This is a genomic window from Myxococcus llanfairpwllgwyngyllgogerychwyrndrobwllllantysiliogogogochensis (assembly GCF_006636215.1).
Taxonomy (GTDB): domain Bacteria; phylum Myxococcota; class Myxococcia; order Myxococcales; family Myxococcaceae; genus Myxococcus; species Myxococcus llanfairpwllgwyngyllgogerychwyrndrobwllllantysiliogogogochensis.
Map to the genome: position 1 here is coordinate 1 of NZ_VIFM01000135.1, position 21,258 is coordinate 21,258.

The 21,258-nt window shown below is 70.2% G+C and carries 11 protein-coding genes; 3 read left to right on the forward strand and 8 right to left on the reverse strand.

Features of this window, described 5'->3' with window-relative positions:
• The 8 genes from FJV41_RS28525 to FJV41_RS28565 all read right to left on the reverse strand — a co-directional run.
• Window positions 1-301, reverse strand: a 301-nt coding sequence (locus FJV41_RS28525) for an MFS transporter (RefSeq protein WP_246137469.1), incomplete at its 3' end; no start/stop codon positions are given.
• Window positions 298-1,422: a lactonase family protein gene (locus FJV41_RS53190; protein ID WP_220137897.1), complete on the reverse strand. Its 1,125-nt coding sequence runs from the start codon at window positions 1,420-1,422 to the stop codon at window positions 298-300. The genes FJV41_RS28525 and FJV41_RS53190, both read right to left, overlap by 4 nt.
• 88 nt (window positions 1,423-1,510) lie before the next feature.
• Window positions 1,511-3,040, reverse strand: a complete 1,530-nt coding sequence (locus tag FJV41_RS28540; protein WP_217445999.1) for an FAD-dependent monooxygenase — start codon at window positions 3,038-3,040, stop codon at window positions 1,511-1,513.
• Between the two features lie 61 nt (window positions 3,041-3,101).
• Entirely contained in the window at window positions 3,102-4,520 is a 1,419-nt protein-coding gene (locus FJV41_RS28545; RefSeq protein ID WP_141645731.1) for a cytochrome P450, read from the reverse strand.
• Complete coding sequence (locus tag FJV41_RS28550) at window positions 4,517-5,380, reverse strand: SAM-dependent methyltransferase (RefSeq protein ID WP_174455625.1); 864 nt, start codon at window positions 5,378-5,380, stop codon at window positions 4,517-4,519. The genes FJV41_RS28545 and FJV41_RS28550 overlap by 4 nt, the downstream gene beginning before the upstream one ends.
• Window positions 5,381-5,481: 101 nt before the next feature.
• Window positions 5,482-6,558, reverse strand: a complete 1,077-nt coding sequence (locus FJV41_RS28555) for a methyltransferase (RefSeq protein ID WP_141645733.1) — start codon at window positions 6,556-6,558, stop codon at window positions 5,482-5,484.
• A gap of 121 nt (window positions 6,559-6,679) precedes the next feature.
• Entirely contained in the window at window positions 6,680-6,892 is a 213-nt protein-coding gene (locus FJV41_RS28560) for an MbtH family protein (RefSeq protein WP_141645734.1), read from the reverse strand.
• Between the two features lie 58 nt (window positions 6,893-6,950).
• Window positions 6,951-7,961, reverse strand: a complete 1,011-nt coding sequence (locus FJV41_RS28565) for a 3-methyl-L-tyrosine peroxygenase-related protein (protein WP_181791001.1) — start codon at window positions 7,959-7,961, stop codon at window positions 6,951-6,953.
• Between the two features lie 158 nt (window positions 7,962-8,119).
• On the opposite strand from FJV41_RS28565, the gene FJV41_RS28570 reads away from it, so the two are divergent.
• The 3 genes from FJV41_RS28570 to FJV41_RS28580 are packed head-to-tail and all read left to right on the forward strand — an operon-like array spanning window position 8,120 to window position 21,217.
• Window positions 8,120-13,423 carry a non-ribosomal peptide synthetase gene (locus FJV41_RS28570; RefSeq protein ID WP_181791003.1) on the forward strand — a complete coding sequence of 1,768 codons (5,304 nt, stop codon included), beginning with the start codon at window positions 8,120-8,122 and terminating at the stop codon, window positions 13,421-13,423.
• Window positions 13,424-13,445: 22 nt separating this feature from the next.
• Entirely contained in the window at window positions 13,446-16,745 is a 3,300-nt protein-coding gene (locus FJV41_RS28575) for a non-ribosomal peptide synthetase (RefSeq protein ID WP_141645737.1), read from the forward strand.
• Window positions 16,745-21,217: a non-ribosomal peptide synthetase gene (locus FJV41_RS28580; RefSeq protein WP_141645738.1), complete on the forward strand. Its 4,473-nt coding sequence runs from the start codon at window positions 16,745-16,747 to the stop codon at window positions 21,215-21,217. The genes FJV41_RS28575 and FJV41_RS28580 overlap by 1 nt, the downstream gene beginning before the upstream one ends.
• The last annotated feature ends 41 nt before the right edge of the window (window positions 21,218-21,258 follow it).

The window sequence follows — 21,258 nt, forward strand, 5'->3', positions numbered from 1 at the left end:
CCCCCAGCCAGAGTCCCCCCGCCACGGTGAGCCTCCGGCCCACGCGGTCCGCCAGCATTCCACCGAGCGGCCCGGCCACCACCGCGCCCGCGCCATACAGCGACGCGACGAGCCCGGCCCGCTCCACGGTGAAGCCCCGCTCCCCGGTGAGGTAGAGGGCCAGGAACGGCAGGATGAACGTTCCCAGCCGGTTCACCAGCGTCCCCAACCACAGCACCCAGAAGGTCCGGGGCAGGCCACCCACCAGGGGGCGCAGGACCGCGGCGACGTGGGCCCTCAGCCTCCCCGGCGGCGCGCTCACTGGGGTGTCCCGGTGAGCACGATGGCCGAGGGACTCGACCCCGAGGGGAACGGTGAGCCGACGATGGGAGACAGCGCTCCCGACGCGGCGTCGAGCGTGTAGACCGAGACGTTGGGGCCTTCCGTCTCGATGTTCGTCAGGTACATGCGCCCGCCCACCAGGTCGAACGCGATGAAGCGAGGCCCCACCAACGCCGCGAAGGGCGAGCCAGGCACCGGGACCAGCGAGCCGGTGCCGGGAACGACGGAGAAGCCAGACACGGTGCCGTCCCCCCAATCCGCCACGTAGACGAAGCGGCCCGAGGGGTGGATCTTGATCTGCGCGGGGTTCGCGCCCGTCGGAAACGGAGAGCCCGCGACGGGCGTCAGCGCGCCAGTGATGGGATTCGCGGCGTAGCCCCAGACGTCGCTGGACAGTCCGTGCGCGACGTAGACCGCCCCCGTGAACGGATGGACGGCCACGGAGAAGGGCATCGTCCCCGCGCCGAAGGGCGACCCCGGCACGGGCGTCAGCGCCCCGGTAACCGGGTGGATGGCATACGCGGTGACGGTGTTCGAGACATCATTGACCGCGTACAGGAACCGCCCCAGGGGATTCATCCCGAGCGACAGCGGATGAGGCCCCGTCGTGAGGGGGGACCCCGCGAGCTGCGTCAGCGCCCCCGTTGTCGCATCCACCGAGTACGCCGTCAGCGTGTCATCCCCCCAGTTCGCCACGTAGGCGAACCGACCCTGCGGCGTGAACACCAGGTTGATGGGGCGCACTCCGGTGGAGAACGGCGAGCCAGGGATGGGCGACAGCGCTCCGGTCCTCGGGTCGATGGCGTAGACGGAGATGCTCGACGAGAAGTAGTTCAACGCGTACAGCAGGCGCCCGTTGGGGTGCAGCCGCATGAACGACGGGCGCTCGCCAGCCGCGAACGGGGCGAACGGCAGCGCGCCGAGCGCCCCCGTCCTCGGGTCGATGACATGCCCGGTGATGTCATGCGTATAGAAGTGACTCACATAGGCGAAGCGCCCGCCAGTCGCTCCACCTTCCGCGCTCGCGGGACTGGCGAGAGCGACCAGGCACATCAACGCTGACAGCAGGACGCACCGGCCCCAGGACTCGGGCCGCGACATGAGACGATCCACCAGGAGCACAGCGTCTTCTCTTTCTCGACACGGATGTGGCGTCAGGGGGCCCTGACAGCGGGCCCGGGTGAAGTCTTCAGGCGCTGGCCGCGGCGCGCGCGGGCACGGAGGCCTCGGTCGGTCCGCCGCACCACTTGTGGAGCACCGCCTCCAGGCCCGGGACGCCGGCGCGCGTCACGCCCCAGGCGACGATGCCATCGGGCCGGACGAGCAGCGCGGGGGGCAGGTCGATGCGGTCCCACGCGCCGCCGCGCGCCACGACCACCCGGTCCTCCCAGCCATGCCCCACGACGCTCGCGAAGCGCCCCTCGAGAGTCCTGTCCACGAGGACGAACCGCCGCTGGCGCAGCAACTCGTAGAGCCGGACCGGCCGCGCGTGAGGAAGATCCATCTGGATGTCTGGGACGCGGCGCCCGACGAGCGGGTGCGCGTCCGCGCCGCGCGGTGGAGGATAACGGAGCGTCAGCCCCGCGAACTCCTTCACCACGGGCAGTTGGATCGCCTTCACCTTCAGCGACTGCATGATGAGCCAGCGCACCAGCCGCAACGGGGCGGCGCTGGAAATCTCATACTTGAACACGAGGTCCGTCTTGCGAAGGGTCGCCTTCGCGATGGGATGGCGCTCCTCCTGGTACGAGTCCAGCAACCCCTCCGGCGCCCAGCCTTGGAGCTCCGCGATCAGCTTCCACGCCAGGTTGATGGCGTCCTGCACGCCCACCTGGAGCCCCTGCCCTCCCGAGGGAATATGCGTATGGGCGGCGTCTCCCGCGAGCAGGACCCGGCCCGCGCGGTAACGGTCCGCCTGGCGCTGGTCGCTGCGGAAGCGAGACATCCACAGCGGCTCGTGAATGCCCAGGTCGACGCCGAGGATGGCGCGCACGCTCTGCTCCACCTCCTCCAGCGTGACGGCCTGCTCCAGCGGGACCTGCATGCGCGCGCGGTCCAACACGATGAGCCGGAAGGTGCCATCCCCGTAGGGGAACACCGCCACGGTGCCTCGCGCGCCGGTGATGGCGTGCACGGGCGGATCCGGCGGGTGTTTCAGTCGCACGTCGGCGGTGACCAGCGAGCAGTCGTACGACATGCCCTCGAAACCGATTCCCGACAGGGAGCGAACCGCGCTGCGCACGCCGTCACATCCGACCACGTAGCTGGCGTGCTCCTTCCACGTCTTGCCGTCCGCGCCCTCCACGTCGAGCGTCACACCCGAGTCCTCCTGCCGCAGCCCCACGACGCGGGCCTCGCGAACCAGCTCGGCCCCCGCGCGCAGCGCCCACGCCTCCAGCACCTCCTCGGTGCGGTTCTGAGGCATGATCAACATGAAGGGAAAGCGCGAATCGAGTCGACCGAAGTCCAGGTAGCTCTTCCCATCCCCCAACGGGCCGTGCTTCCAAGGCAGGCCCTTCTCGATGGTGGCGTCGGCCTGACCGCGCATGTCGAGCAGCTCCATCGTGTACGGCGTCAGGCCGAACGCCCGGGACCACGAGGATCGCTGGGCGCGGCGCTCCAGGATGCGGCAGGGGATGCCCGCGCTGGCGAGCTCGGCGGCGAGCGTCAGACCGGTCGGTCCAGCACCGACAACGATGACCTTCGGGACGGGCGACACGGGGCTCCTGACGAGGACGGCGGTGGTGTGGTGAAGGGATGGGGAGATACGTGCCCCGGACTCAGACCAGCTCCACGGATGCGTGGATGTTTCCGCGCACGGGCGTGACCCGCGGCTGGTGGTCCGGCGCGAGGAGGACCATGGGCAGCCCCAGCTTGGGGACCAGCGAGATGCGCATCGCCCGGTCGACGCGCGCCCCCGGGACGAGCGTCGGCCGGAAGCGCTGCAGCAACATGGACAGGACGAGCTTCATCTCCAGCTGGGCCATGTGGCGGCCCAGGCAGTTGTGGGGACCGGCGCCGAAGGGGGTGTACTCATGCACCGTGGGCGTGGCCGTCCTCCACCGCTCCGGGTCGAACCGCTGGGGGTTCGGGAAGAGCTCTGGCAGCCGGTGCGTCACGTAGGCGCTCGCGAACACCATGGTGCCCTCGGGCAGCTCGTAGGGGCCGAGCTGGCACGCCTCGCTCGTGTAGCGCATCAGGAACGAGGCGGGAGGGAACAGCCGCAAGCTCTCCTTCACCACCAGATCCAGGTACTCCAGCTTCTTGAGCTGCTCCACTGTCGGTGGCGCGCCGCCCAGGGTCGTGCGCAGCTCCTCCTGGAGCGTGGCCAGCACCTGGGGATGTCGGTCCAGCAGGAAGAGCGTCCACGTCATGGACGCCGCGCTCGTGGAGTGGCACAGGACGTTGTAGGCCTCGCCCACGAGTTCGTCGTCCGTGAGCCCCTGCCCGTTCTCGTCCCGCGCCGTGATGAGCGCGGAGAGCACGTCCAACTGTCCGGCCTCCGCCTCCCGCTTGCGCCGGATGAGCACCCCGAGGATGTCCTCGATCTCCCGCGCGACCGCCAGCATCTCCCGGTAGGGCGCGCCAGGCAGGTCCACACGCAGGAGCAGCGTGGTGGGAGCGGAGGCGAGCTCCAGCAACCGGGCGATGAGGTACTGAAGCCGCACACCGTCACCGGCGGGGTCCAGGCCGAACATCGTCTGCATGGCGATGCGCATGATGAGCCGCAGCAGATCCTGGTCGAGCCGTGGCCGCGTCTCCCCCACCGTCCACCGGTCCAGCTCCGCCTGGGTGAAGCCGATGATGGTGTCCCGGCAGGCGTCGATGCGCTGGGGACGAAAGGCGGGCTGCATCAGCGTCCGGTGCTTGCGGTGGGCCGCGCCGTTCAGCCGGAGCAACCCGAACGTCAGCCGCTCCATGGCCGAATCGCGCGGCAGGTTGCTCTCACGGAAGGCATCCGAGATGAAGCGCTCCGGCTGGGTGAAGAGGAGCTGGTTGTACTCGGGGCCGAGCGCGTACACGTGCCTGGGCTTACGCGGGTCCCACGCGCTGACGGGGCCGTAGCGCTCAAACGCTCGCATGAAGTGCGCGGGAGGGTCGCCCAGCATCCGCAGGCCCTCCAACTGCCAGCCAATCAACGGCAGCGAGCGCGGCCCCGGCAGGCGAGGGGCGCGCGCCGCCACGGCCCCGGTCGTCATGATGCGCTCCGCGCGGCGGCGTGGGCGGGACGTTCCGCGGAGGCGATGACGAAGTCCAGGTTCTCGAAGGTGCCGAACCGCTTCAGGTAGGCGCGGGCCGCCCAACGCACCACCGGGTTCATCCGCTCGGCCATGGCCCCCTCCCCCACCCGACGCAACAGGAAGGAGGAATAGGGCGGGCAGACGTGCTCGCGGATGGACTGGACCTCCACCGCGCCGAAGCCCTCGGCGGCGAGCTTCCGCGCGTAGACATCGCGGGTGTACATGTTCTCGCCCTTGATGTGCATGTTCTGCCGCTCGAAGGCGCCCACCTTCTGCCCGGCCATCGGCAGGATGTCCGCCAGGACGACGCGCCCCCCGGGCTTGAGGACCCGGAAGGCCTGGCGGAAGAATGCCTCACGCGTGTTGAAGTGGTGGGCGGCCTCCACGCACACCACCTTGTCGAACGTGCCGTCCTCGAAGGGCAGCTCCGTGGCGGAGGCGGCCCACAGGTTGATGCGCTCGCCCAGGCCTCGCTCGAGGACGCGCCCCTGCACCACCTTGAGCTGCGATTCGCTGATGTTGACCGCGTCGATGCGCGCCGGTCCGAACTCCTCCATCCACAGGAGGTCCTGGTCCCCGAAGCCGCACCCCACGTCGAGGAGCCGGTCCCCGGGACCGAGCCTGGCCGTCTGTGCGACGAGCCGCACCAGCGCGCGGGCCGCCTCGTCCAACGTGGCCGGGGCGTCCTTCCAGAAGCCCATGTTCATGAACATGCTCTCCTCGGAGAGGGAGCCGCCCTGGGCCAGGAAGCCATAGTGCGCGCGGACGCGATAGTCGTGCAGGCTCAGCTTGCGGTATGCGTGTTGAAGGATGTTCATGGACCCACCTGTCTGGGGTTTCGTTCCACGGCCTCGAGCGCGCATCGCTCCGGCGACACCGGAGCGCGGCGGTGCCCGAGGCACATGGGGCGGAGAGTTCGCTACTTCGTGGCCTGGAGGACGCCGTGGGGCGTCCAGGCACCGCAGGGGATGCGGTCGGCGCGCTTGAAGCCCGCCGCCTTGACCCACGATTCGTACTGCTCCCACGCGTAGATCATCCCGCCCTCCGCGGGGATGGCCGCGAAGTACACGCTGTCCAGCGCCGCCATCAACGGACCGTCACCCGCGTCGTTGGAGATGGAGCTGAAGATGACCACCCGGCCACCGGGAGGCAGCGCCTCGTAGGCCCGGCGCAGCAAGGAGGTGTTCTCCTCCGGCGTCCAGATGACGAGCTGATGGGAGAACAGGACGCAGTCATGTCCCGGAGGGAACGGCTCCGCGAACATGTCGCCCGCGTGGACCTTGATGCGCTCCGACAACCCGGCCTCCGCGATGCGCCGACGCGTCAGGGGCGCCGTCCCGGGAATCTCCAGGACCGTCACCTCCACGTTCGGGTACGCCTGGGCCAGCGCGATGGCGTTCACCCCATCACCGCCGCCCACGTCCAGCACCTTGCGCACGCCCGAGAAATCCACGTGCTTGAACAGGAGCGGGTTGGACAGCTCAGACCACGAGCGCATGTACTCGTAGAAGACCTGCTCCATGTGGGGGTTCTCGGACAGGCGGTGGTAGAGGTCCCGTCCCGCCCCGCGCACCCGGCGAAGCCCCACGTTGCGGTTGGCCTTCAGCGACTCCGTGAAGTCGACCTGGCCCTCGTAGCAGATGTACTGCTCGAAGCCGACGACCGACTTGAAGATGGCCCAGGTCTCCTCCTTGAACATCCGGCTGATGACCTCGGCGTTGCGGTACGCCCCGTCCACCCGCTCCGTCAGCCGCAGGGACGTGGTGCCCAGAAGCAGGATGTCGATGGCCCGGGGCTGCAACTCCAGCCGCAGGGCAATCTCCTCCTTCGCGAGGCCCGGCTTGTGCTCGAGCAGTTCGAACAGGTTGAGTTCGCAGGCCGCGTTCAGATATTGGGCCGCCGAGGCGCCGAACAGGATGAACGTCAGATCATCGTGCGTCAGCGGACCCGTGGCGGGCCGAGCCGCCACCTTCAAAAGCGCGTTGTCGGTCTTCATCTGGGTGTTCCTCCACATCAAGAGACTGCAGTCGTTCGACCGGCCACATCACGAGGGCAAGGCTCCGCCAGGACCCCACGGGGCCTCTTCCTCGACTGACTTCTGGGAGACGGCAAAAACCCTACGACGTCTGCTCACTCCGGGTAGACAGGGGACGCATGTCTGTCCATGCATTGTCGATGTGGGCCACACAGTCCGAACGGGCTCCGTGGAATCCCTCATCTCGCCAGCCGGGAGGATTGGGGCGCTCCACGGGCCAGATGGAGTACTGCCCTTCGTGGTTCACCACGACCTTGCATGACACGGATTCGTCACTGCCCAGGAATGCAGCCATTGTCTTGTTCCTCCCCCCCAACTCCAGGGAACCAGCATCCAACGGGTCGATGCGGCGCTCACTCCTTGATGAGGTGGAGGCGCACGCGCTTGAAGTGTTCCAGGAGCTCCACGGCGGACTTTTCCGTCCGCTCGGCCATCAACAGACTGGTGCGCTCGGTCCCCACGAAGCTGGCACACACCGTTTTGTGTGCGTCATAGGCCCGCGCGACGGATTGGTAGAAGCCCTCGCGCGCCTCTTCCAGCTCCACCGGGAGCCCCGCGAAGATGGGACGCAGCCCGGCGAGCACCTTCACCATGTATTCGTGGTCGCGCCACCGCAGCCCTGTCATGCCCGGAGGCGCCACGGGCGGCATCAAGGTGGGACGGACCGACTTCTCGTAGGCCGTATAGGAATAGTCGCCCGTGAAGCGCAGCGCCACCTCGGCGCCATTCATCAGGGCGGTGACGCGCTCCAGGTCGGCGCGCGCGGCCTCCAGGTTCCCCGCCTCCACGTCCTCACGCAGGACGTGAAGGATCACCACCATCCCCTGCACGAGTGACATGAAGACGTAGTGCCCGCGCGTCCACCGACGCAGCGCGTCCCGCTCGCCAGACGCCGTCGAGCGCGGGGGCGAGAGCGCCGCGGCGCCCTCCCGGTCCACCGGCCGGTCCAGGAGCATGTCGAAGAGCACGCTGTAGGCATGCCGCAATCGCCCCCACGCCTCGGGCTCCAGGTCCGTGCCGCTCGTGAGGGCCTCATCCAACAACGTCACGAATCCGTGGAGCGTGCTGTGGACGAGCAGCGGCACCACCCGTCCCTCCACCCGGACAATGGCAAATGCCTGATCATTATCCTTGTTGCCCTGCGAGGCCTCGGGGTCGTCCACCACCGGGGTGAAGTCCCCATCCCCCAACCCCAGTCTTGACAGGGAATCCCGCGCCGCGAAGATCGCCTGATCCTCGGCCGACCTCCGGTGCAGCGCGGCAAGGGGCTCCAGCACCGCTACCTGAGCAGCCTCCCTTTGGAGTTCCCCACGCAGGCGTGGCAGTCGCTCGGGTCGCAAAAGATAGATGCCTGGCGCCGTCACGTGCCTTCTCCTTGCCAATCACTGGCATCCCCACCAAACACCAGCACATTGACACGACTTTCTTGGCTTTACAACTTTAATTGACATTCCGGTTTTAAGTCTTTACGGTCCAGCCCTTACATCAACCATGGTTGGAGTTGTTCTGGGGGCGCCTTCCCGTGGCATTGGACAAATCCCTCTCAATCAAACACGCGCAGCTCCCCCGCCACACGCTTGTCACCCTTCTGCAACAGCGGGCGGAGACCGAGCCGACACGCGAGGCGTTCAGCTTCCTGGGTGAGTCCGGCCAGGTGGAGCAGCGCGTCGACTACGCCACGCTGGCGCGGCAGGCCCGGGCCATCGCCGCGAGGCTTCAGGCGCAGGGGGCGGTGGGAGAGCGAGCGCTGCTGCTCTATGCCCCCGGCCCAGAGTATGTGGCTGCCTTCTTTGGCTGCCTGTTCGCGGGAATGGTGGCGGTCCCTGTCTATCCACCGGAGCTGGCGCGCCCGGAGCGCAGCCTCTCACGGCTGCTTGGCATTGTCCGGGACAGCGAGGCGAAGTGGGTGCTCACGACCGCGATGCTGCGCGGCGTCGCGGAGGGGCTGTTCGCCGAGTTCCCCGAGCTGGAGCGGCTGAAGTGGGAGCTGACGGACGAGCTGCCTTTGGAGGTGGCGGAGGACTGGCGCGCCCCGGAGGTGGATGCCTCCACGGTGGCGTTCCTGCAGTACACATCCGGTTCGACGGCGACGCCGAAGGGCGTCGTGCTCACCCACGCCAACCTGCTCCACAACCTCGAGGCCATCCACGAGCGGTTCGGCCTCACCCGTCAGAGCCGGGGCGTCATCTGGCTGCCGCCCTACCACGACATGGGACTCATTGGCGGCATCCTCGCGCCCATCCACGGTGGACTCCCCGTGGACCTCATGTCGCCTCTCACGTTCCTGCAGGCTCCGTTCGCGTGGCTCAAGGCCATCTCGGACCGCAAGGGGACGTGCAGCGGCGGGCCCAACTTCGCGTATGAGCTGTGTGCCCGGAAGGTCACCGAGGCCCAGAAGGCGACGTTGGACCTGTCGTCCTGGGAGCTGGCCTTCTGTGGAGCGGAGCCGGTGCGCGCGGACACACTCGACGCGTTCGCCCGGGCGTTCGAGCCCTGCGGCTTCCGTCGGGAGGCGCTGTACCCCTGCTACGGACTGGCGGAGGGGACGCTCATCGTCACGGGGCCCGCCAGGGGCCGGGGGGCCCGCGTCCGGACGTTCCAACGAGAAGCGCTGGAAGCCCACCGTGCCATTCCCCTGGAGCGCGCTCCAGAAGACGGGCAGACGAGCGCGACGCACGTGAGCTGCGGCGAGGCGGCGGCGGGGCTGCACGTGGGCATCGTGGACCCGGGGACGCGGCGGCGGCTCGAAGAGGGCCACGTGGGAGAGATTTGGGTCCAGGGGCAGAGCGTGGCCCAGGGCTACTGGCGACAACCCGAAGCGACGGAGCAGGCCTTCGCGGCCCACGTGGCGGGCTCGGACGACGGGCCGTGGCTGCGCACCGGGGACCTTGGCTTCCTCCAGGATGGTGAGCTGTACGTCACCGGGCGGCACAAGGATCTCCTCATCATCCGGGGCCGCAATCACTATCCCCAGGACCTGGAATTGACCGTGGAGCGCAGCCACCCCGCGCTGCGTCCGGGTTGCGCGGCGGTGTTCGCGCGCGGTGACGAGGCCACCACGGGAGTCGTCGTCGTCCAGGAGCTCGACCGGCGCTACCCGGGCGAGGACTGGGACGCCATCTCGAACGCCATCCGGCAATCCCTCTCCCTGCAACACGGTGTGGGCGTCGATTCTGTCGTCCTCATCCGCGCGGGCGCCCTGCCCAAGACCTCCAGCGGCAAGGTCCAACGTTCCGCGTGCAGGGAGGCCTGGCTCGCGGGACGACTCGCCCCCGTCCACGCGGACGCGCCCCAGACGCGGGAAGTGCCCGACCGGCTCTCGCGAGACGACCTGATGGCGCGCTCCGAGGACGAACGGCGCGCCGTGCTCATCGACTTCCTCTCCCGGGCCGGGAAGCTCCCCCCGGGGTTGCCTGCCCACGAGGCCGCGCACCACTCGCTGGGGCTGGACTCGCTCGCCCTCGTCGAATTGAAGCATCGCCTCGAACGGGACCTGGGCGTCTCGTTGGAGTTGAGGCTGTTGTTGGGCGCCCCCTCCCTGGAGGAACTCGTCACCCACCTGCTGGAGGCGTTGCGCGCGGCGGCGCCACCTCCGAGGGCCGAGGAGTTCCCACGCGACCAGGAGGCCCACCTGCTCCTGACGCCGGGGCAGCGGGCCTTGTGGTTCCTCCAGCAGTTCAAACCCTCCTCCCTGGCCTACATCCTCGCGAGGGCGGCCCACATCCGAGGGCCCCTGGACGTGGCCGCGCTGCGCCGCGCGTTCGAGGTGCTCGTCGCGCGCCACCCCTCCCTGCGCGCCACCTTCTCCCTCGTCGGAGAAGAGCCCATCCAGCGACTCCACGCCCGGCGCGCGGACCTCCTCCAGGTCGTCGACGTCTCGGGTGAAGACTCGCACACGAGCCACGCCCGACTGAGGGAAGCCGCCTTCCAACCCTTCGACCTGGCCCGGGGTCCGCTGCTCCGCGCGACGTTGTTCTCGAAGGCGGCCGACGAGCACGTCCTCCTGCTGGCGTTCCATCACCTCATCGCGGACTTCTGGTCGCTCGCCGTGCTGGTGGAGGAGCTGATCCAGCTCTACGAGGGGACTGGGAGCGAGGGCGCGCTGCCCCCGCCCGGGCATCCCGCGACGTGGCTCCAATGGCAGCAGCAATACCTGTCCAGTCCCCGCCAGCAGACTGACTGGGAATACTGGCGACAGCGGCTCGACGGCCCCTTGCCTCTCCTGGACCTGCCGCCCCCGTCGCCCGTCCCCTCCGCGCGCCCCCCAGCTCCGGTTCATCACTTCGCGCTGGGGCAGCGGATGCAACGGCGCGTCGACGACTTCTCCCAGCGCCACGACGTGACGCCCTTCGTCTCGCTGCTCGCGGCGTTCCAGGCGCTGCTGCACCGGCTGAGCGGACAGGACGACCTCATCGTGGGGACCCCGGTGGCGACGCGAGGCCCCGCGGGCACCGCGCGACTGGTGGGCTATTGCGTCAACACCCTGCCGCTTCGCGTGGACCTGGCGGATGGGCCCGGGTTCGCCGCCCTTGTCCGGCGCACCCGCGACCTCGTCCGAGGGGCCCTGGAGCATCAGGAGTTCCCCTTCCCCCTCATGGTCGAACGACTGCATCCGGAACGCGTCGCCGACCGCACGCCCATCTTCCAGACCCTCTTCGTCCATCAGCGCAGTCCCCTCTCGAGCCATCCCGCGCTGTCGTCGTTCGCGCTGGGCGATGGCGCCGCCCGGCTGCGCATGGGCGGCACGAGCGTCGAGCTGCTGCCACTGCCCCCCGCCGCGTCCCCCTTCGAGCTCATGCTCGCCATCGCGCCGACCGATGAGGGGCTCTCCTGCGCGTTCGAGTACGACCCGGCGCGCTTCGACGCGGCCTTCATCGAGCGGCTCGCGGCGCAGTACGGGCACCTGCTGGAAGCGGCCCTGGACGACGCGGACACGCCCATCGCACGGCTGTCGCTGCTGCCCGCATCACAGCGCGAGCAGCACCTGCTCGCGTGGAACGACTCCCACCGGTCCTATCCCGCGGGCGACGGTCTGCACGCCCTCGTGGCCCATCAGGCGCGGCGGACCCCGGACGCGGTGGCGCTGGTGCACGGCGCGCGGCGGATGACCTACGGCGAGCTCCTCGCTCGGGCCTCGGGGTTGGCGGTGAGGCTGCGCCAGCTCGGCGTGGGGCCCGAGGTCCGCGTCGGCGTCTTCAGCCACCGCACGCTCGACCTGGTCGTGGGTCTGCTCGCAGTGCTGGAGGCAGGGGGCGCCTACGTGCCGCTCGACCCCCAATATCCGCAGCCGCGCCTGGACTTCATCGTCCGCGACGCACGCATCCACGCCCTGCTCACGGAGCGCTCCTTGGACGAGCGGCTGCCCGCGAGCACGGCCCACCGCGTGTTCCTGGACGAAGCACACGACGAGGGGACGCTGGCCCCCGAGGCACCCTCGGAGGAGGTCCACCCCGACCACCTGGCGTACATCCTCTACACCTCCGGCTCCACCGGCCAGCCCAAGGGCGTGGCCATCTCCCACCGCAGCGCGGCGAACTTCATCCACTGGGCCGGCGAGGCGTTCAGCGACGAGGAGCGACAGGGCGTCCTGGCGGGCACGTCCATCTGCTTCGACCTCTCCGTCTTCGAGCTGTTCGCGACGCTCAGCCACGGAGGCAGCGTCATCCTGGCGGACAGCGCACTGCACCTGCCGGAGCAGACCTCGGCCACCGTCACCCTCCTCAACACGGTGCCCTCGGCCATCACCGAGCTGCTCGCCTCGGGCGGCATCCCCGACACGGTGCGCACCATCAACCTCGCGGGTGAGCCCCTCACGCGGGAGCTCGTGCGGCGGCTCTACCAGGAGACGAAGGCCACCCGCGTGGTGAACCTGTATGGGCCGTCGGAGACCACGACGTACTCCACGTTCACCACCCTGCCCGCCGAACCCTCCGAGCCGGTGAGCATCGGTGGGCCGGTGGCCAACACCCAGGTCTACGTGCTCGACGCCCACCTCCAGTTCGTGCCCGCGGGCGTTCGGGGCGAGCTGTTCATCGGCGGCGCGGGCGTGGCGCGGGGCTACGTCGAGCGGCCCTGGCTCACCGCGGAGCGCTTCCTCCCGGACCCGTTCTCCGGACTCCCGGGGGCGCGGATGTACCGGACGGGAGACCACGTACGACAGCTCCTGGATGGAACGCTGGAGTTCCTGGGCCGGGTCGACCACCAGGTGAAGCTGCGTGGCTTCCGCATCGAGCTGGGCGACATCGAAGCCGCGCTCCGACAGGAGCCCGGCGTGCGCGACGCCATCGTCGTGGTCAAGGGCGAGGGCGCGCGACGACAGCTGGTCGCCTACGTGGTGCCTGTCCGCGAGAGCACGGGGCTGGAGGTGTCCGCGCGCCATCTGCGAGAACACCTGCGCGCCCGGCTCCCGGAGTTCATGGTGCCGGCGACCCTCCTGGTGCTGCGGGAGCTGCCGCTGACACCCAACGGCAAGGTCGACCGCGCGGCGCTGCCCGACCCACTCACCCGGCCGGAAGAACCGGGCGCCGACTACATCGCCCCGCGCAACGAGTTGGAGACTCGCATCGCCCAGGTCTGGGCGGAGTTGCTCCAACGAGAGCGCGTGGGCGTCCACGACAACTTCTTCGACCTGGGCGGCAACTCCCTGTTGGCGACCCGGGTGGCCACGCGGCTGTCCTCGGCGCTGCAAATCCAGGCCAGCGTCCGCACCGTCTTCGAGCACCGGACGGTGGCGACCCTCGCGGAGAACCTCGCCCAGGCACGGGCGTCGTCCTCCGGCCCCTCCACCATCACCGCGCAACCCCGGGTGCCGTATCGCGGCGGCTAGTGCCCGCGAGGAGAGAACCCCCATGTCCACCGTGGATACGAACGCCCGTCCCCCACCGACCGACGCCGCCCTCCAGGGCTGCTTCGTCTTCCCCGCGTCCGCGAGCCAGCAGCGGCTCTGGTTCCTCCACGAGCTGGACGCTCAATGGAGCGTGGCCTACCACCTGCCCGTGGCCTTCCGCGTCGCTGGCGCTGTCGACCGCGTCGCGCTGCAACGCGCCCTCAACCTCGTGGTGGCCCGCCACGAGGCGCTGAGGACCCGCCTCGCGTACCTGGACGGCGAGCTGGTGCAGGTCATCCATCCCGATGCGAGGGTCACCCTCTCCTTCACCGACCTGGGGCACGTCCCCGCGGCCGAGCGAGATGAAGAGGCGCGGCGACTGCTCGCGGGAGAGGCCCGGCGCCCCTTCCGGTTCACCGAGGACAGCCTCCTGCGGGTGAACCTGTTGCGCCTGGGCGCCGCGGAGCACGCCCTGCTCGTCACGGTGCACCACCTCGTCGCGGATGGGAGCTCCGTGGAGCTGCTCGTGCGCGAGCTGGCGGACAGCTACGACGCCTGCCTCAAGGGCACGGAGCCGGCCCTTCCGGCCCTCCCCATCCAATACGCCGACTACGTGGCCTGGCAGCGGCAGTGGCTCGGCACCGAGGCGCACGCGGCCCAGAGCACCTACTGGAAGCGGAAGCTGGCCGGCGCGCCCCAGGTCATGGAGTTGCCGGTGGACCACCCGCGCCCCTCGGTCCAGACGTTCCGCGGCGCCACCACGGAGTTCACCCTCTCCCCGGAGCTGGGCGCGGCCGTCCGCCGCCACACCCGCGTAAGCGGCATCACGCCGTACATGCTCCTGCTCCAGGCGTTCGCCATCGTGCTGCGGCGGTACACGGGGCAGGACGACCTCCTCATCGGAACACCCGTGGCGAACCGGGAGCGGCCCGAGTTGGAGCCCCTCATCGGGTTCCTCGCCAACACGCTCGTGGTGCGCGTAGACCTCTCCGGGGACCCGCGCGTGGACGCCCTCGGCGCGCGCATCCGGGAGACCGTCCTGGAGGCGCTCACGCACCAGCAGCTCCCCTTCGAGCTGCTCGTCGAGGCGCTCCAGCCCCAGCGCACGCTGAGCCACAACCCCCTCTTCCAGGTGATGTTCGCGATGCAGGAGGCGCCCCTCTCCCGCCTCTCGATGGGAGGGCACGCGCTGGAGCGGCTGCCCGTGGACCCGGGCACCTCCCGCTTCGACCTGTCCTTCTTCCTCATCGACGACGGAGACCGCATCCAAGGCATCGTCGAGTACGGCTCGGACCTGTTCGAGGCCGACACCATCGCCCACCTCGTCCAGCACTTCACGCGGGCAGTCGAGGGGCTCCTGGATGAAACCCGTCCGCGCCTCTCGCGGCTCGCCTTGGACAGCGAGGCCGACCGGCGGGAGCAGCTCGCGCGGGCCTTCCACGCGGAGCCCCACGCCTTCGTCCCCCTCCACGAGGCAGTCGCCGCGCAGGCCGCGCGGACGCCGGAGCGCGTGGCCGTGGAGTGCGGCGCCCTCCGCCTCACCTACCGCGAGCTGATGACCCGCGTGGGCCAGCTCGCGGGTGCCTTGCGCGCGCGCGGCGTGGGCACCGAGGACCGGGTCGCCGTCCATCTGGAGCGCTCGCCGGACCTCATCGTGGCCCTGCTCGCGGTGCTCCAGGTCGGCGGGGCCTACGTCCCCGTGGACCCGCAGTACCCGCGTGAGCGGATCCGCGCCATGCTCCAGGACGCGCGCCCCCGGGCCCTCGTGACGACGCCCCAGCTCGCGTCCCTGGGCGTGGACATCCCCCACGTCCTGACCCCGGACGCGGTCGCGGAGGCCGGCGGGGACGCCCCTCCAGGCCCGAGGGCGGGTGAGCACACCCTCGCCTATGTCCTCTACACGTCGGGCTCCACCGGTCACCCCAAGGGGGTGATGGTGACACACGGAGCGCTCGCCAACTTCCTGCACACCATGGCGCGCGCGCCCGGGCTGCGAGGCGAGGACGTCCTCGCCGCGGTGACCACGTTCTCGTTCGACATCGCCGCGCTGGAGCTCTACCTGCCGCTGCTCGTGGGCGCGCGCGTGGTGCTCGTCACCCGGGAACAGGCGGCGGATGCCCGGGAGCTGGCGGCGCTGCTCGACACCCACGACGTGACGGTGATGCAGGCCACGCCCGCCACCTGGCGGCTCTTGACGGATACCGGCTGGAGACCCTCCAGCAGCTTCACCGCGCTCTGCGGAGGCGAGGCGCTTCCCCAGGACCTCGCCGACCTCCTCACGTATCGCGGCGCCGCGCTGTGGAACCTCTACGGCCCCACCGAGACGACGGTGTGGTCATGCCGCAAGCGGCTGCATCCCGGGGAGCGCGTCACGCTCGGCCGGCCCGTGGGCAACACGAGCACCTATGTGCTGGATGAGGACCTGATGCCGGTGCCCCCCGGCGTGAGCGGCGAGCTGTTCATCGGCGGAGAGGGCGTGGCCCGTGGCTACTGGGGGCTGCCCGGACGCACGTCCGAACGCTTCGTGCCCGACCCCTTCTCCGCGAGCCCGGGCGCGCGCCTCTATCGCACCGGGGATCTGGTGCGCCCGCGGCCTGACGGCGACCTCGTGTACCTGGGACGCGCGGACCACCAGGTGAAGCTCCGGGGCTTCCGCATCGAACTGGAGGAGGTGGAAACCGTCCTGCGACGCCACCCGGAGGTGCGCGCTGTGGCGGTCCATCTGTGGGGGACGGACGAGGCCCGACGGCGGCTCGTCGCCCACGTCGTTCCCGCCACGCGCCCCCCTTCCGAGGAGTTCGCCCGGCGCCTTCGGGAGCACGCCCGTGCCCACCTCCCCGAGTACATGGTGCCCGCCACCATCGCCCTGCTGGACGCGCTCCCGCTGACACCCAACGGCAAGGTGGACCGTCGCGCCCTGCCCTCTCCGGACGCCGTCTCCGCCTCCAGCGAGCGGCTCCTCGTCGCGCCCCGCACCGACACCGAACGCCAGGTCGGCGCCGTCTGGACCCGGCTGCTCGAGCGCGAGCAGGTGGGCGTGGATGACGACTTCTTCGAGCTGGGCGGCAACTCGCTGCTCGCCGGGCGGCTCGTGCAACTGCTCGACCAGGAGTTCGGCGTGAGGGTGCCCATGCGCGACCTCTTCATCAACGCCACCATCGCCCACCTCGCGACCGTCATCGACACGCGGCGCCGACAAGCGCCCTCGGTGCTGAAGCCCGCGTCCGACACGCCGCTGGACGGGTTGAGCGACGCCGACGTGGAAGCCCTGCTGAACGATCCGCTGCTGAGCCACGCCCTCTCCCAGGAGATTCGCAGGTGATGCCCTCCCAGAACGACTCCGTCCGAAGGCCCCTCGAGGACCGGCGCGCCGCGCTCACCCGCTGGCTCCGGGAGCGCGGGGCCGACCCCGCCAACCTGACGCCCACGCAGCGACGACTGTGGATGCTGCTCCAGTTGGACGGCACGCTGCCGGCCCAGGTGTTGACGGCACGCGAGCTGCGGGGCGCGCTGGAGCTGGCCCCGCTCCAGCAGGCCATCGCCGAGGTCGGCCGCCGCCACGACCTGCTCCGCAGCACCTTCAAGGACGTAGGGGGAACGCCGCTGCGACTCGTCCACCCCATCGCGGCGCTGTCCCTGCGGGTGACGGACGTGACCGACGCGGACGCCGCGGAGCGCCTCTCCGACATCGCCCGGGAGATGCTCGCCCGGCGCGCCGACGTCGCCTCCGCGCCACTGCTGGACCTGCGGCTCGTGCGCCTCGCCGCCGACAGCCACGTGTTGTTCGCGACGGGCCACGAGCTGGTCGTGGCGACCTCCTCCCTGGAGTCCTTCGTCCAGGAGTTCCTCGCGACGTATGCCGCCCTCCACCGAGGCGAGCCCCTCGTTGAGGGCGCCGTGCCCTCCCACGCGGAGCACGCCACCCGAGAGCACGCGTGGCTCGCCAGTCCAGAGGGGACGGCGGCGGTGGAACACTGGCGTCGACGGCTCGCGGACGTTCCCGTGCTCCAGCTCCCCACGGACCGGCCGCGTCCCGCCGTGAAGACCCACCGCTCCGCGTCCGTCCACCAGCGCCTGCCGCGGGAGTTCCTGGGGCAGTTGTCCGCGCTCGCCACACGCACGGACGAGGAGCTGGGGACGGTGCTCTTGACCGGCCTCCAGACCCTGCTGGCCCGCTACTCGCTTCAGGTGGATGTGACGGTGGGAGTGCGCGACGAGCCTCCTGGCAGCGCGGAGTCCGAGCCACCAGGTCCCGGCCGTGGCCCCCTCGTCGTGCGAGTCGGCCTGGGCGGAGACCCCTCATTCGAGGACGCGCTCCGACGAACCGGCCGCGCCCTCCGGGAGGCACGCAAGTTCGGGCGCGTGCCGTTCGCCACCCTCGTGGAGGCGCTCCAGCCACCGAGAGACCTCAGCCGCACGCCCTTCTTCCAGACCCTGTTCCAGTTCCGTGACGCGCGCGAGGCGCTCGACCTGGTCCCCGGTCTGCGAGTCACGCCACACGTGCCGCGCGTGGGGACCACCCCGGTGGACCTGACGCTCGCCGCGACCGCGACCCAGGAGGGACTCCACCTGCGCGTGGACTACAACACCGACCTGTTCGACGCGAGCACCGCGCGGCGGATGCTCGACCACCTGCGCACTCTGCTCGACGGAGCGCTGACCACTCCGACCAGCACCCTCTCCGCGCTGCGGCTGCTGCCGGCCGAGGAGTGGGGACAGGTCCTCCATGGCTGGAACGAGACGGCCCACGCCGCTCCCTCGGAGAAGTGCCTGCACGAGCTGGTGGAGGCGCAGGCGGCGCGGACCCCGGGGGCCTGGGCCGTCACCGGTCCTGGCGGGGAGCGCACCTACGCGATGCTCGACGAGCAGGCGAACCAGCTCGCGCATCACCTGCGGGGGCTCGGGCTGGCGCGCGAGGACCGCGTGGCGCTGTGCCTGGAGCGCTCGGTGGAGATGGTCGTCGCCATGCTCGCGGTCCTCAAGGCGGGAGGCGCCTACGTTCCGCTGGATCCGGAGTACCCCACGGAGCGGCTCACGCACCTGCTCACGGACAGCGGCGCGCGGGTGCTCATCACCCAGCGGTCGCTCACGGCGCGGCTGGGAACCTCCCCGGCGAAGCGGCTCCTCGTGGACGAGGACTGGCCCGCCATCGCGGCGAACCCGCGCTCGGCCCTGCCCCGGACGACGACGCCCGCGCACCTCGCGTACCTCATCTACACCTCCGGCTCCACGGGGACGCCCAAGGCGGTGATGCTCACGCACCGGGGCATCGTCAACAACCTCACCTGGAGACAGGCGACGTGGCCGCTGAACCCAGAGGACCGCGTCCTGCAGAACCACTCGTTCAGCTTCGACCCCTCCGTCTGGGCGACGTTCTGGCCGCTGCTCGTGGGCGCGCGCACCGTCGTCACCGCCGCGGGCCAGGCCACCGACAGCCGGTCGCTGGTGGAGCTGATGCGCTCCCAGGGCATCACCGTCTACGGCGCGGTGCCGTCCCTCAACTCGGTGTTGATGGAGGAGCCGGATATCGGCCGGTGCACCCGCCTGCGCTACGTGCTGAGCGGGGCCGAGGCCCTCACCGGCTCGCTTCAGCGCAGCATCTTCTCGCGCGTGTCAGCCACGGTGGCGAACCTGTACGGCCCCACCGAGACGACCATCGACGCCACGAGCTGGACGTGCCCGCGCGTGGATGAGCCCGAGGCGGCCCCCATCGGTCGGCCCATCGGCAACACGCGGACCTACGTCGTCGACGCGCACCTCCAACCGGTGCCGGTGGGCGTGCCCGGGGAGATCTGCATCGGCGGCGCGGGACTGGCCCGCGGCTACCACGGGAGGCCCGGCCTGACGGCGGAGCGGTTCGTGCCAGACCCCTTCTCCAGCGAGACTGGCGCGCGGCTGTACCGGACGGGTGACCTGGGCCGATACCGGGCGGACGGCGCCATCATGTTCCTCGGTCGCGTGGACGACCAGGTCAAGGTCAGCGGCTACCGCGTGGAGCTGGGCGAGGTCGAAGCCGCGCTCGGCCAGCACCCCGACGTGCGCGAGGTCGTGGTCGTGGCCCACGCCAGTGGCCCGGACATGAAACGGCTCGTCGCCTACATCGTGCCCGCGGAGAACGCGGCGCCCCAGGCGCGCGCCCTGTCGACGTACCTGGAGGGACACCTGCCGACGTACATGGTCCCCACCCTGTTCGTCATCGTCAGTGAGCTGCCCCGGACGGCCAACGGCAAGGTGAACCGGCAGGCCCTGCCCGCTCCCCAGGTCGAACGAGCCGAGCCGCTGGCGGACTCCGCCATGCCCCGCTCGCCGCTGGAGGAGGAGATCGCCGCGGCCTTTGGGAATGTGCTCGGCACGACGAGCGTGGGCATCCACGACGACTTCTTCGGCGTCGGCGGCACGTCGCTCATGCTGGCGAAGCTTGCGTCGCGGCTGCTCAACCGCTTCGAAATCGCCATCCCCGTCCACCAGTTCTTCAAGGTGCCCACCGTGGCGGGCGTCGCGAACGTGGTGGAGACCTTCCAACGCGAGGGGCTCGAGGCGGTGCTGATGAATCAGCACGCCACGCGCCTGGACACGGACGCCACCCTGCCCCCCGACATCTCGCCCGAGGGTCTGCCCGAGGCGGACTTCCTCGACCCGTCCGCCGTGCTGCTCACAGGCGCCACGGGCTACCTCGGTGCGTTCCTGTTGGAGCAGCTCCTGAAGTGCACCCGCGCCACGGTCTACTGCCTGGTCCGCGCGGACACGCCCGCCCAGGCGATGAAGCGCGTCCGGACGACGATGGAGCAGTACCTCGTCTGGGACGAAGCCCACGCGGCGCGCATCCGTCCACTCGTCGGAGATCTGGCCAAGCCCCGCCTCGGCCTGGACGAGGCGGAGTGGGACGCGATGGCCGGGAAGCTCGACGCCATCTACCACAACGGCGCGTTGGTCAACTTCGTCTACCCCTACTCCGCGCTGCGGGGACCGAACGTGCAGGGCACCCAGGAGGTGCTGCGGTTGGCCTGCCTGCGAAGGCTCAAGGCCGTGCACTACGTCTCCACCATCGACGTGCTGCTGGCCACTCACATGCCGCGGCCGTTCCTGGAGGACGACTCGCCGCTGCACAGCCCGGTGGAGGTGCCCGGCGGCTACACCGGGAGCAAGTGGGTCGCGGAGAAGGTCGTCGATATCGCCCGGCAGCGCGGCATCCCCGTCGGCATCTACCGGCCCGGCCTCATCCTGAGTCACGAGGAGACAGGCGCGACGCAGACCAACGACTACCTGCTGGTCGCGTTCCGGGGCTACGTCCCCATGGGCATCCTCCCGGAGTACCCGCGCATCTTCGACACCATCCCCGTGGACTACGCCGCGAAGGCCATCGTCCACATCTCCCTGAAGCGGGAGGCGTTCGGGCGCTTCTTCCACCTGTTCAACCCGGCGCCCGTCTCCCTGCACCAGTTCTGCGAGTGGATCCGCTCGTACGGGTACGAATTCGACATCGTTCCCTTCGACGAGGCGCGACGACGGGCCCTGGAGGTCGACACATCCCACCCGCTCTATCCACTGGTGCCGCTCATCCGCGACGCGGAGGCGGAACCCACGCCGGCGCTCGACCCATCCGTCATCGGTGAACTCCAGCCCGAGATGGAGTGCGCCAACGCGCTGGAGGTGCTGGCGGGAAGCGGCATCCGCTGCCCCCCCATGACCGAGGCCCTGGCGCACCGCTGCATCCAGTACCTGGTCGACGTCGGCTTCCTCCCACCCCCCGAAGCGCTGCGCACCGCCCGCTCGCGACAGGTCGCCGGAACCTGAGCGGCCACGCCCCATCCCTCTCACCGCAAGAGACGAGTCCC

What these genes read in the sequence shown, in the direction of transcription:
- FJV41_RS53190 (WP_220137897.1), bottom strand. Translation starts at nt 1,422, where the DNA reads ATGTCGCGGCCCGAGTCCTGGGGCCGGTGCGTCCTGCTGTCAGCGTTG.
- FJV41_RS28545 (WP_141645731.1), bottom strand. Translation starts at nt 4,520, where the DNA reads ATGACGACCGGGGCCGTGGCGGCGCGCGCCCCTCGCCTGCCGGGGCCG.
- FJV41_RS28550 (WP_174455625.1), bottom strand. Translation starts at nt 5,380, where the DNA reads ATGAACATCCTTCAACACGCATACCGCAAGCTGAGCCTGCACGACTAT.
- FJV41_RS28555 (WP_141645733.1), bottom strand. Translation starts at nt 6,558, where the DNA reads ATGAAGACCGACAACGCGCTTTTGAAGGTGGCGGCTCGGCCCGCCACG.
- FJV41_RS28560 (WP_141645734.1), bottom strand. Translation starts at nt 6,892, where the DNA reads ATGGCTGCATTCCTGGGCAGTGACGAATCCGTGTCATGCAAGGTCGTG.
- FJV41_RS28575 (WP_141645737.1), top strand. Translation starts at nt 13,446, where the DNA reads ATGTCCACCGTGGATACGAACGCCCGTCCCCCACCGACCGACGCCGCC.
- FJV41_RS28580 (WP_141645738.1), top strand. Translation starts at nt 16,745, where the DNA reads ATGCCCTCCCAGAACGACTCCGTCCGAAGGCCCCTCGAGGACCGGCGC.